The organism is Clostridium algifaecis, from assembly GCF_017874415.1.
GTDB classification, from domain to species: Bacteria; Bacillota; Clostridia; order Clostridiales; family Clostridiaceae; genus Clostridium_B; species Clostridium_B algifaecis.
The window spans coordinates 140,960-154,353 of record NZ_JAGGLM010000006.1 but is presented as its reverse complement, the minus strand read 5'-3'; the positions used below and the strand labels follow the sequence as shown (position 1 = coordinate 154,353).

The 13,394-nt window shown below is 28.6% G+C and carries 11 protein-coding genes; 9 read left to right on the top strand and 2 right to left on the bottom strand.

From position 1 onward, the window contains the following. Positions 1-316: 316 nt before the first annotated feature. Positions 317-493: a DUF3606 domain-containing protein gene (locus J2Z42_RS06865; RefSeq protein ID WP_209701908.1), complete on the bottom strand. Its 177-nt coding sequence runs from the start codon at positions 491-493 to the stop codon at positions 317-319. Positions 494-530: 37 nt separating this feature from the next. Further along, complete coding sequence (locus J2Z42_RS06860; RefSeq protein ID WP_209701907.1) at positions 531-1,394, bottom strand: hypothetical protein; 864 nt, start codon at positions 1,392-1,394, stop codon at positions 531-533. A 206-nt stretch (positions 1,395-1,600) separates the two neighbouring features. Here J2Z42_RS06860 and J2Z42_RS06855 point away from each other — a divergent pair, with 206 nt between their 5' ends. From J2Z42_RS06855 to J2Z42_RS06815, 9 genes are all read left to right on the top strand, one after another. After that, on the top strand, positions 1,601-4,354 hold the full coding sequence (locus J2Z42_RS06855) for a type I restriction endonuclease subunit R (RefSeq protein WP_209701906.1): 2,754 nt from the start codon (positions 1,601-1,603) through the stop codon (positions 4,352-4,354). A gap of 95 nt (positions 4,355-4,449) precedes the next feature. Beyond that, positions 4,450-5,046 carry a restriction endonuclease subunit S gene (locus J2Z42_RS06850; RefSeq protein ID WP_209701905.1) on the top strand — a complete coding sequence of 199 codons (597 nt, stop codon included), beginning with the start codon at positions 4,450-4,452 and terminating at the stop codon, positions 5,044-5,046. Continuing rightward, positions 5,037-6,581, top strand: a complete 1,545-nt coding sequence (locus tag J2Z42_RS06845) for a type I restriction-modification system subunit M (RefSeq protein WP_209701904.1) — start codon at positions 5,037-5,039, stop codon at positions 6,579-6,581. The genes J2Z42_RS06850 and J2Z42_RS06845 overlap by 10 nt, the downstream gene beginning before the upstream one ends. A 12-nt stretch (positions 6,582-6,593) precedes the next feature. Further along, complete coding sequence (locus J2Z42_RS06840) at positions 6,594-7,790, top strand: restriction endonuclease subunit S (RefSeq protein WP_209701903.1); 1,197 nt, start codon at positions 6,594-6,596, stop codon at positions 7,788-7,790. Positions 7,791-7,807: 17 nt separating this feature from the next. After that, positions 7,808-8,029 (top strand): YdbC family protein, encoded by a 222-nt coding sequence (locus J2Z42_RS06835; protein ID WP_209701902.1) that lies wholly within the window; start codon positions 7,808-7,810, stop codon positions 8,027-8,029. A gap of 25 nt (positions 8,030-8,054) precedes the next feature. Then, positions 8,055-8,240 carry a hypothetical protein gene (locus J2Z42_RS06830; protein WP_209701901.1) on the top strand — a complete coding sequence of 62 codons (186 nt, stop codon included), beginning with the start codon at positions 8,055-8,057 and terminating at the stop codon, positions 8,238-8,240. After that, the gene (locus tag J2Z42_RS06825) at positions 8,221-8,403 is read left to right on the top strand and encodes a PC4/YdbC family ssDNA-binding protein (protein WP_209701900.1); all 183 of its coding nucleotides are present in this window, start codon (positions 8,221-8,223) and stop codon (positions 8,401-8,403) included. The genes J2Z42_RS06830 and J2Z42_RS06825 overlap by 20 nt, the downstream gene beginning before the upstream one ends. A 42-nt stretch (positions 8,404-8,445) precedes the next feature. After that, complete coding sequence (locus tag J2Z42_RS06820; RefSeq protein WP_209701899.1) at positions 8,446-9,912, top strand: ATP-binding protein; 1,467 nt, start codon at positions 8,446-8,448, stop codon at positions 9,910-9,912. Positions 9,913-10,079: 167 nt separating this feature from the next. Next, complete coding sequence (locus J2Z42_RS06815; protein WP_209701898.1) at positions 10,080-13,340, top strand: hypothetical protein; 3,261 nt, start codon at positions 10,080-10,082, stop codon at positions 13,338-13,340. The last annotated feature ends 54 nt before the right edge of the window (positions 13,341-13,394 follow it).

Below are 13,394 nucleotides of genomic sequence, written 5' to 3'. Positions count from 1 at the left end.
TTAGTTGTAAAACAGTCCCCTAAATTCAAAGGGGGTCTAAAGGGGTCTAATTCCATTATATCTGCGTATTAGTATCATCTTACTATCAAAACACATGTGGAGACGTGCGTACTACTATATAATAAGGAGTATTACGATAAGGGAGTTAAAGGGAAGGTTAAGGCTGAAGTGGTAACTGAAGTTTAGAATAGAATTAAATAAAGGTTTATGTATATAAAGGGCATTCAATCAATTTTGGTTGAGTGCTTTATATTATGGTTTAAAAAGCACCTATTTGTACAATTTTTATCATTAAGTAGGTGCTTCTATAAAATTTTTATTTACCTAAATGATTTTTTACCTTTGTTACAGAAGTACCTACTTGGTTAACAGCATTTATTAACTCTTGTTTAGTACATCCTAAAGTATCACACCAATAATTAACTTCATAAGGTTCATGAATATTAATCCTTGATGAATCTAGTGGCTTCTTTTTTGTTTTATCGTCTGACATTAAAATCACCCCCTTCTTTAAATACTAGGATTATTTACTATAGTTTGGAAGAAATTACTAAATTATATATAAATCTTTCTAGTGGAATATCGTTAATTCGTATAGCTTCAGCTTGAAAAATATTCACGTTATAACCTTTAAATGGTTTACCTTTTTTGCTTTTTACATCACCGATACACTGACATAGAAACGTTTCAGAATTAGTATTAATATACTCTCTCAATAAATCAAATTTATCAATAAGAACTTGATTGTTAACTGCGAATGCAGGTGGAAAACAAATACTTGCATTAACTTCAGATGAATCAAAATTCATATATGCATATTTAGAACCATCTTGATTTTTTTCAATTTGCATATTTTTAATAGAACCATATACACATCTAATTTTATTAAAATCCCTTTTACTCAATTCGTCTAATGCTCTTATATATACCTTGGGAGGTTTTGTGGTAGATGAATCCGAATCGCCTATTATGGGTTGAATATTCTCTTTAGTTCCATTTTCATTAACAAGTTTTGAACCATTTTGTTCGTCTGTAACTGTAGTATCTAAGTTGTTTTCATATTTCAATTTTCCATCTAGTCGTTTAAAAATTTTATCAATATGAGATTGTGATAAATTTGTATCAACCTGCTTGTCAAGCACTTTTGAACGTTTAATTTCATCTTTATAGGTAACACAATAAGGACAGTCTTCAGCATGAGAACTTTTATTCCATGTGCTGAAATATTTATAACCATCTTTTCTTTCATTAAAAGAAATCTTTGCATTACATCCATAAAAATGACAAAACAATTTGTTCTTAAACCTTTCATTATATAAATCTTTATCTAATTGCTGAGGAAATTTGAAATCCTTTCTATTATCATCAATATATAAGGCTTTTGGAATTTTCAAATGCATCACCTTCTTATAAAATATATATTATATGTAAAATTATATCACAAAAAAGTTATATATACATAATATTGTGAAAAATATTACAATTTAATACAAAAAACTTAAGTGTTTTTCTTTTGGCATCAAGTCTCTTGTATAAATTTCCATTAAGGATTAAAATATTATTATGAGAAATTATGTAGAATTTTATGGGGGAATTGAAGATGTCATACCAAAGTGAAGCAGAATTAGAAAAACAATTAGTTGGACAACTTGTTAATCATGGATATCAGCAAGTTAAAATAAATAATGAGGAAGAGTTAAGCGAAAATTTCAGACAACAACTTAATAAATATAATGAAAAAAAACTTAATGGACTTCCTTTAACTGATAAAGAGTTTGAACATATTATGCTTGATGTTGAAGGTAAAAGTATTTTTAAGAGTGCAAAGATTCTAAGAGATAAATATATTTTAGAAAGAGATGATGGTTCTAAAGTATATTTAGAATTCTTTAATTCTAAAGAATGGTGCAAAAATCTCTTTCAAGTTACATCCCAAACTACTGTGATAGGTAAGTATACTAATCGATATGATGTTACTTTACTTATTAATGGATTTCCACTTATTCAAATAGAGCTTAAAAGAAGGGGATTGGACTTAAAAGAAGCATTTAACCAAATAGTTGGTAGGTATAAAAAGCACTCTTATCATGGTTTATATAGATATATTCAAGCTTTTGTTGTAAGTAATGGGGTTGATACAAAGTACTTTGCAAATACGGATAGAGAAATTTTATTTAGTCAAACATTTTTCTGGACTGACGAAAAAAATGAAAGAATAAGTAATTTAAATGATTTTACATCTACATTCTTAGAAAAATGCTTTATTTCAAAAGTTATTGCTCGTTATATGGTAATAAATGAAACAGAAAAGACATTAATGGTTATGAGACCATACCAAATTTATGCAGTTGAAGCACTTATTAATAGAGCATTGGAAACAAATAACAATGGGTTTATTTGGCACACAACAGGTAGTGGTAAAACACTTACATCATTTAAAGCCAGTCAAATACTTGCAAATGAACCTGGTATTAAAAAGGTCTTTTTTCTTGTTGATCGTAAGGATTTAGATGGACAAACTATAGAAGAATTTAATAAATTTGAACAAGATTCAGTGGATAGAACTGATAAAACCAGTACGTTAATAAAACAAATAAAAGATGTAGATAAATCTTTAATAGTTACAACTATACAAAAAATGGCTCATGCAATAAAAGCTCATAAGTATTCATCAACAATGGAACAATATAAAAATGAAAAAGTTATATTTATTATAGATGAGTGTCACCGTTCTCAATTTGGAGACATGCATGAAATTATAAGCAAGCATTTTTCTAATGCTCAGTATTTTGGATTCACAGGAACTCCAAGATTTAAAGAAAATAAAAGTCAAGATGGACGTGTAACTGCTGATATTTTTGAAAAATGTTTACATCATTATCTTATTAAGGATGCAATAAAGGATGGTAATGTTCTTGGATTTTCAGTTGAATATGTATCTACATTCAAAGGACAATTTGATGAGAATGATGATACTAAAGTACAAGCGATTGATACTGACGAAGTTATTATGAATGATGAACGTATAACTTTAGTTGCAAACCATATTATTAAAAATCATCCTATAAAGACTAGAAACATGGAATATACTGCATTATTTGCAGTACAAAACATCGAAATGCTTGTAAAATACTATGATAAATTTAAAGAATTGAATCATAATTTAAAAATAACTGCTATATTTTCTTATGGAGCTAATGAGGAATGTGAAGGTAGGGATGAACATTCAAGAGATAGTTTAGAGAGAATAATTGTGGATTATAACAAGATGTTTGATACAAATTTTTCCACAGACACTTTCCAAAATTATTTTAAAGATGTAACAAAGAAAGTAAAAGCAGCACAAATAGATATCCTTATAGTCGTAAATATGTTTTTAACAGGCTTTGATAGTAAACCGCTAAACACCTTGTATGTAGATAAAAACTTGGTATACCATTCGCTTATACAAGCTTTTTCAAGAACTAATCGTGTAGAAAAAGTTACAAAGCCTTATGGAAATATTGTATGCTATAGAAACTTAAAGAAAAATACAGATGAGGCTATACGCTTATTTTCATTAACTCACAATACAGATACGGTGCTTATGCAAAGCTATGAATATTATTTAAAGTTATTTAAGGAACAGCTTAAAAAATTATTTAATGTAGCACTAACGCCAAAGGATGTTGATGAGCTTGAAAGTGAAGATGATAAAAAGAAATTTATAGTTGCATTTAGAGACTTATCAAATGTACTTGTAAAACTACAGACATTTTCAGAATTTGAATTTAGCCAAGATGAAATAGGGATAAGTGAGCAGACTTACCAAGACTTTAAAAGTAAATATTTCACTATTTATGATTCTGTAAAGCGTGGTGAGGGAGAAAAAACATCTATTTTAGCTGATATTGATTTTGGTATAGAACTTATGCATACAGATAGAATAAATGTAGCTTATATAATGAATTTAATTAGAAATATTGATTTTGAAAATGAGGAAAATAAGAAGAAAGATATAAAACATATTATGAAGGAACTTGATAGAGCAGATAATGAAGAATTAAGGTTAAAAGTAGATTTAATAAAATCATTCTTAGAAAAGGTAGTACCAAATTTAACATCAAATGATTCTGTTGATGATGCCTTCATTGAATTTGAAGATAGTGAAAGAAAAAAAGAAATAGACAACTTTTCTTCTGAAATAGGAATAGAGCCTGATATTCTTAAAGAGCATGTATCAGAATATGAGTATAGTGGAATATTAAATCATGAAGAAATAAGTGATGAGATAAAAGCACCGTTACTTAAAAAAAGAAAAATAGTAAATGAAATAAAAGATTTTATTATAGAACATGTAGAAAAGTACCAATAAAATGTGTTATTTTAAAAAATAGCAGAAAATCTATTGACGATTTCTGCTATTTTTGTTATGCTATTTTACATAATAGCATAAAAGGAGGCGAGGCTTTGAAAATAGATGCTATGGGGAAGGTAATTCATGGAGCTACTCTTTCAAGAATAGAAGCTAAGGTTGATGAAGAGTTTTATATTTATCCTATATTCACAATGCAAGACTTAAGCAGAGAAACAGGACAATATGGAATTAAAGAAGAAATACAAGAAGTTAATATAAGTAAAAATAAATTTCAAAAAAATTTTTTATCACAAATTAACATGGTAGTAATTGGTCTTACATCTTATAAAGCTATAGTAATAGGTGAAAATCATAAGGGAAAATTAATAACTTCAAACTTTGCTATTATAGAATTTAATCAAAATGAAATTGATTCTTTTTATTTTACTTGGTATTTTAACGAGCACCCAAAAGTTGAGAGGCAATTAAGAGTAGCAATGCAAGGCTCTATTATTAGAGCATTATCAATTCAAATGCTTAGAGAGTTAGAAATAGCAGTTCCACCATTAGATATTCAGAAAAAAATCGGTAGGGTATACCACTTAAAGAAAAGGAAAGAGAAGCTCTTATTTGAAAGAAATATCTTAGAAGATACACTTTATAAACAATTAATGGTTAATAAATTAAAGGAGGACATAAAATGTCAATAAGTGAAAAACAGCAAGAGCAACAAGCTAGTCTACATACAAGGCTATGGGCTATAGCAAATGATTTAAGAGGAAATATGGAAGCAAATGAATTTAAAAGTTATATATTAGGCTTAATATTTTATCGATATCTTTCAGAAAAAGTAGAAGGACGTGCTGAAAAACTACTAAAAGAAGATAACATATCATACTTAAAAGCTTGGGAAGATGAAGAAATGAGAGAAGCTTTGCAGGAAGAATTATTAGGTGAAATAGGTTATTTTGTTGAACCTAAATACTTATTTTCGTCTTTAATGAAAGCAATTGAGGAAGGTAAATTTGATATTGAGATGCTTCAAGGTGCTGTAAATGATATTACAGAATCAACTTTAGGAAACACAAGTCAAGATGACTTTGACCACTTATTTGATGATATGGATTTATCGTCTACGAAACTAGGAAGGGATGTAAAAAGTCGTTCAAAGCTTATTGCGAAAGTAATGGGAAATATTGCTCAAATTGATTTCAAACATGAAGATGCAGAAATTGATGTCCTAGGTGATGCTTATGAATATTTAATATCTCAGTTTGCAGCAACAGCTGGTAAGAAAGCTGGAGAATTTTATACGCCTCAGCAGGTTTCTAAGATACTTGCAAAGCTTGTTACAATTGGGAAAAAGGATTTAAAGAATGTTTATGACCCTACCTGTGGATCAGGTTCACTGCTTTTGAGAGTTGCAAAAGAGGCTAATGTACGTAAATTTTATGGTCAAGAATTAACTTCTACAACTTATAACTTAGCACGTATGAATATGCTGCTTCATGATGTATCTTACCAAAACTTTGATATTAAAAATGATGACACACTGGAACATCCAAGACATATTGATATGAAATTTGATGCAGTGGTTGCTAATCCTCCATATTCAGCAAATTGGAGTGCAGATGATAAATTTCTAGAGGATGAAAGATTTAGTGCATATGGCAAGTTAGCACCAAAGTCTAAAGCTGATTATGCTTTTGTTCAACATATGATTTACCAACTAGATGATAAGGGGACGATGGCTGTTGTACTTCCTCATGGAGTGTTATTTAGAGGAGCCGCTGAAGGAATTATAAGAGAGTATTTAATTAAAGAAAAGAATTATTTAGATGCAGTAATAGGACTTCCATCAAATATATTCTTTGGAACAACTATACCAACAGTTATCCTTGTATTTAAAAAATGTAGGGAAAATAATGATAATGTTATATTTATTGATGCATCACAGGAGTTTGAGAAAGGTAAAAATCAAAATATCCTTAGAGATGAAGATGTTGAAAAAATAATTCAAACATACATCAAAAGAGAAAATATAGAAAAATATGCTCACGTTGCTACATTAAACGAAATAGAAGAAAATGACTATAACTTAAATATACCAAGATATGTGGATACTTTTGAGGAAGAAGAACCTATAGATATAGAAGAATTCAGAACTAAAATTGAAGATATTGATAAAGAAATAACTGATATAGATAAAGAACTCGAAGTTTATTTAAAAGAACTTGGAATATAGGGGGGGAAAACAATGAGCAGTGCACCTAAGCTAAGATTCAAAGAATTTTGTGATAAATGGAAAAAAATAATGTTTTACGATTGTGTTAGTATAAGAAATGGACAAGTAAATCCAAAAGAGCCCCCATATTCTCAAATGCCACATATTGGTCCAGCCAATATAGAAAAATATACAGGAAGATTATTAGAGTATAAACGGGCATATGAAGAGAATCTTGTTAGTGGTAAATATTATTTTAATGAAAATGATATAATTTATTCAAAAATAAGACCCAATTTAGCAAAAGTTGCTTTCCCTAAGTTTTGTGGAATATGTAGTGCAGATGCATATCCAATTGAAACTAAAAAAAGTGTAGCAATACCAGAATTCATATTTTATTATATGCTGGGAGAGAGGTTTACAAAATATGCCGTAGCATTATCGGAAAGAACCAAAATGCCTAAAATAAATAGAACTGAATTGGCTGGATTTGATTTTAATATTCCATCTATTGCTGAACAAAAAAAGATAACAAAATTTCTATCGGTTATTGATAAAAAAATGCAAATACAACAAAAAAAAGTGGAATATCTACAAGATTATAAAAAAGGTATTGTACAAAGAGTTTTTTCTCAAGAAATACGTTTTAAAGATGAAAATGGTGAAGCTTATCCTGAATGGGGAGAAATACAACTAAGTGAAGTGTTAGCGGAAAGAAAAACTTATTCAAATAAAGGACTAGAATATCCGCATGTGACATTATCTATAGATGGTATTTATGATAAGGGAGAGAGATATGAAAGAGACTTTTTAGTTAAAACAGAAAATAAAAAATATAAAATTACATTACTGGGCGATATTTGCTACAATCCAGCTAACTTGAAATTCGGTGTCATATCTGTAAATAATTACGGTAGTGCTATATTTTCACCAATATATGTTACTTTTGAAGTGAAAAAAATGTTTGATTACAATTTCATTGGATATCTTCTTATGCGTAAGGATTTTATAGATAGAATTAGGAAGTATGAGGAAGGCACTGTCTATGAAAGGATGGCTGTTAAACCAGAAGATTTTTTGAAATACAAAACTAAATTTCCATGTTTATGTGAACAAGAAAAAATAGCAAAATTCTTTTTAAAGATTGATGAAAAGATTCAAAAAGAAAAGGATAAACTCGAATTATTAAGTATGTTGCGAAAAGGATTATTACAACAAATGTTTGTATAATAAAGGAGAAATGTAGAATGCCAGACATTAAATTTGAAATTAAAGAAACTACAGGAACTCTTTCAGAATCACCAAAAGGCTGGAAGAAAGAATTAAATCTAATTTCTTGGAATGATAAAGAACCTAAGTATGATATTAGAGATTGGGATTCGGAACACAAGAAGATGGGAAAAGGTGTTACTCTTACAGCAGAGGAGTTGAAGAAACTCAGAGATGTGCTGAATGGGATGGTGTTATAAATAAAAATCAGAAGGAGATTTTAATATGTTACTAAAGAAATATAGAGAAGTATATTTAATCAATAATTCAAACGATGTAAGATATTCAATTTGCAAGGTATTAAACGATTATGATAGCCAAGAAGCAGCAGAAGCAGATTTGCTAAAATTATTAAGTCATGAAGTATCTGAAACTGATTTGTTAAAAGACTTTGATAATAAAGGAATATAATATTAAAAGGACATTAATCTCTTGGAATGATAAAGAACCTAAGTATAACATCAGGTATTGGGATTCTGAACATAAAAAGACGAATAAAGGTGTCACTTTATCAGTTGAAGAATTAAAGACATTTAAGGATGCTTTTAATGGATTTGTGGTTACAAAGGTATAAATACAAATTTATTGATTTTGAAGTATAATGGGGGACATAGTAATGGGTAATAAAGCAGATGTAACAATAATCAATATAGAGCCATCTGATAATTTATTTAGAGAATTAGGTAATAATACTTATGATTTTAATGACTTAGTTTCAGAATTTATTGACAATTCAATTGCTGCGAGTAATAAATTTGAAAAAATTAAAGTTTATATTGAAATCGGATTATCGAAAGCTAAAGAAGAAAATTCATATTTTTTGATTAGAGATAATTCAAAAGGAATTTCAGAATCTAAACTAGGGATGGCATTATCTCCTGGTGGTACTTCAGGTGGTAAAACTTTAAATGAACACGGATTGGGAATGAAGCAAGCAATAGCAGCTTTAGGAGAATTAGAATATTTGTTAACAAAAACAGAAGATGCTGAAAAGGCAATTATGATTAATGAATTAAGGTTTGGAAAAATAGAAGCACAGAAAAGAGATGTTTCATGGAAATGTGGAACAGAGATTAAAGTAAGAAAAATTACTTCAATAGTGCCAACAGCTCCGCAAAAATATACTCAATCCGTACAATATTATTTAGGAGCTAGGTATAGAAGGTTTTTAAGAGAAGAAAAACCAAGAATGGAACTGAAAATTGTTCTTAAAAATATAGATGTAAAAGATAAAAATGGCAATTACGAAATTAGAAACGAATGGAATGTCAAAGAAATAAATCCGATATATTTTCATGTAAATACAAGAAGAAATGAACCGATGATTCATAAAAAAGTATTGAGCGGAAGAGGATGGAGAGCTGAATTAACATTTGGTTATGCTCCAACAGAAAAGCAGTATGAAGATTTGGGGTTAGAAGTTCCTAAAAATTATGAACCATACAAGGTTTCAATAGGCAAACAAGGATTTGATATAATCAATAATGATAGGGTAATTAAGTTTCATCAGCTTAGTGATATAGGATTAGTTTCTGTTAGACATAGTAAATTTAACTATATTAGAGGTGAAATTGATTTAATATCAGGATTTACAACTGCTATTACTAAAAATAGTATTATTTTAGATTCAAATTTTACAGAATTAATTCAACAAATAAAAGAAATGCTTGAAAGTAAAGGTTATTTGAGTAAGAAAAGTTATCCAGATGAAATTCCTGAAGCCTTGTTAAGAGATAGATTGGAAAATCATTTTAAGAATTCTAAGTTATTTAGAAAAAAAGATATTAAAAAAGAATATCCAATTGAAGGGTTAGGTGGATTTGTAGATATATTAGCTGATGGTGAGGTTTGGGAGATTAAAGTAAATGAAGCTATTGGACTTGATGTGTATCAGTTATTTGGGTATATGGATATGGGAGGTTTTGATAAAGGATATCTTATAGCCAAATCATTTAAAACAGGAGCACAATCAGCAGCTGAATTTATCGAAAGAACGCATAATAAAAAAATTGAATTAATTGAAAGGAAAGAGTTTCCGATAAATGATCCTCCTAATGATAAAGAGCTTGAAGAATACTATTAGTTTTGGAAATAGATAATGTTATTTTAAGCACCGGTTTTTAAGAGCTGGTGTTTTATTTTGTCTAAAAATATTTAAATTGGTATCTTAAGGGAGTATAATTTAATTATTGTGAAATTTTAGAATAGAGCAAATTTATATAGATACATAACAGATTGGGGGCAAAATTTATGCAGCAAAGGCAGATTAAGATTTATAGTTTTGGAAGAAAGAACATTATTGATGGAGTTATTTCTGCTGAAAATTTAGAAGGAAATATAATAACTTTAACAGAGAGCTTTCTTACATTTGCATATGAGTGTTATAAAAATGAAAAGCTAGAAGATGGTCAGCTAATAGATGAAATAATAAAAGTAATGTTGCCAGCATCTGAGGAAGATGCTAAAGCTGAATGGGACAATGGATTAACTTTTAATGATAAAAAATATTATGCATGGTTTGCAACCACAAGCGGCATGAAAAAAGAAAATTGGGGAAAATGTGAAACTATATTTTTAAGGGAAGACTTCTGTGATTTTGGCAAGGAATTTGAAGAGTTAATTTCTTTAGGTAAATTTAAGGAGATTGAAGAGAGTAAGGAGAAAATCTGTATTAATAAGGATGTTTTAAGCAGGTTGTCATTAGGAGTTAGTAATTGCTATATGGCAGGGGATATGCCTGATATTATAGTATTGCCACAGCCTAAGTTTCATATAGTAAAGGATTATAAAACCGTAGAAAAATTTAAGGAAAAGGTTAAAGATAAAAATGATGAGGAACGAGAAAGGGTAAATTATAATTTAATTGATTACCATTTCGATGATGATATAGATGTTTTTGATGGAGGAGCTATAGCAACTCCTAAAGTTTTTAGGCAGATAGAGAAAGAATTAAATATTAACTATTATATAGAATTTGCAATCATAAGAGGTTATGGCATTGGAATAAAAGGAATGATTACTAAGTTTGATATTCTGAAATATTTATGTGTTTTCTATAAAGAGAATACAGATTTTTGTAAAAAAGAAAATGATAAATATTATTTAAAAGATATGTGGAATGAGTGGCAGGAAGTTACTGATAATACTATGCTTTTAAATGAATCAATGGTGAAGTTAGCAAAGTACTATAAAGTTGATAATGGTGAAAACATGGCAACCTATAAGAAGAGAATTGCTGCAGTAGATGAAAAATACAAGGGCATTATTAATAAACTTTATGTTACTAAGTTCAATAAAAAAGATGAGGATATAGAAGAGTATAGAAGGCTAAATTATCAGCTTCTTACTGCATTAGCTTTAAGTAAAAATGATTATGTGGATTTAATAAAAGAGGATATTAAAACTTACAGAAAAATATTAAAACCTTTTCAAAAGACTAGCGAAAAGGAAGAATGGACTATAAATATAGACGCTATAAGATTATTTTTTAAGAACATTATAAAAGGTATAAAAAACGATGATGAGGAAAGTGAAGAATTTCAGGAGGAAGCTAAGAATATTACTAATAATGTGGTTAATAAATGTGAAGAGCTTCTTAATATTTCAGAAGAATTTGTAAATCTAAAGTTTGTTAAAAATAATTTAGCAAAGCTTATAGAAAAGAAATGTAGGGAACTTGCTGTTGGAAAAGTTACAGCTAAAGCTAAATATCAGTATATTGCAGTAGATCCTATTTCGTATATGAATTATGCAATGTATAGAGACCAAAAAGACAATGGACTTAAAGAAGGAGAGTTTTATAGCTTCGATTACGATGATGAAGATATAAGAACTATAGCAAGAAATCCACTATGTGCTTATAGTGAAATTCATAATGTTAAATTTGTTAGAAATGCTTTCTTTGATAATTATTTAAGTCACTGCAGGGAACTAATTTATTTTAATCAAAAAAGTGATATTTTAGCACTTATGAGTTCGGCAGATACTGATGGAGATGCTTGTACTGTTATAGATTCAGATATTATAAGAAATGCTGTATTAGTTCCGCAGGATGGCAAATATTTTATAAATACTGATGATGGACATAAGGAGCTTATGGAATATAACTACGATAATAGATTCTATGCAACTTATAGGGCTTCAGGAAACTTAATTGGAAGCATTGCTCTAAAGAGTGCCAGAATTAATTCAGATAGTCAGCAGACTTATGATTATTACGATACAGTAAATAATAAGTTTAATTTATATGAACGGTTTGATGAAAAGCAAAAAGAAGCAAAAGATATATATGAAAAAGAAAAAAATGAAAAATTAGAAAGTGGAGAATGGATTACAACTTATAAGGCAAGCGAACAGCATAAAAAATTTATTAAGCAGAGATTTTATGATAATGAGAAAGATATTTACATAGTTTTATATAATGCTATGGTAAGTATAGATGCTCCCAAAACCTTATATTTTCCAAGTAAAGCAGATATGGAAATTATAAATAATAAGTATGGAAGAAAAGCCTGGTTCTTACAGTATAAAGAGAACAAAGAAAATGTAGATATAAAAAATTATTCTTATACATTTGGGCTTCTAGATGAAATTACGTATGTTATAAAGTACAAATTGTTAAATGAAATAAATAGTATTGTTACTAAGTTTGATAATAAATCAGACTTAATACAAGAAAAGCTAATAAATGCAGATTATATAATAGAAGAATATAATTCATGTGTGCAAGATATTACTGCAATGTATAATAATTATACAGAAGAAAGAAAAAATATTAACAGTGAATGTTACAAAAAGGAAAGAAAAGAAACTAGATATAGAGATGAAATGATAGAGAATGCTTGTTGGGGGCAATGGGAAGAAGATGACTATGAAGCAAAAATAGCTTCTTTTAAAAAAGAAAAATACAAGCAGTATAAGGAAGTAGATGCTAAATATATTGTTAAGGCTGATGAAATACTTAATAATTATAATATTGCAACCATTGCTAATGCCATTGGAAATATGAAGAATTGTACAGAGGATTTTATAATAAATTTATTTTATCCTGTCTTTGAATACCTTAATGGTAAGCTGCAGTCAGATAGATATGTATATATGAAATCATTAGATGGAGATATAACTTATCTTTATGAAAAATATAAGAAAATAAAGCTTGAAGCTATAGATAATAGTAGCATAGTTAAGAACCTACACTTGGAAGAGAAGAAAAGATTAAAGGTAATAGATGTAAAATGTGATGTAAGAGCAAGGATACTAGATAGTGAAGTTATAGCGTTGATTCAATCGGAACTTAAAAATAATGGACAGATTTCTTTTGATATAAAAATAATTGATAATAAGGTTATTTTATTAAAAAATGAAAAGCAGATGCTGGAAGTCTTTGATGACTGGATTCAGATAAATGAATATAATTTACTGAAATGTAGTAGTATCAAATTTGAAATATTAGTTGATGTAGCAAAAACTAAGAAAAGCTTGAAATTAACAGCAACAGAAATAATTATATAGTGGGCAAGCTTTCACTAAGGTTCACTTCGCACTAAAGTGCTTATTCACCAAGTG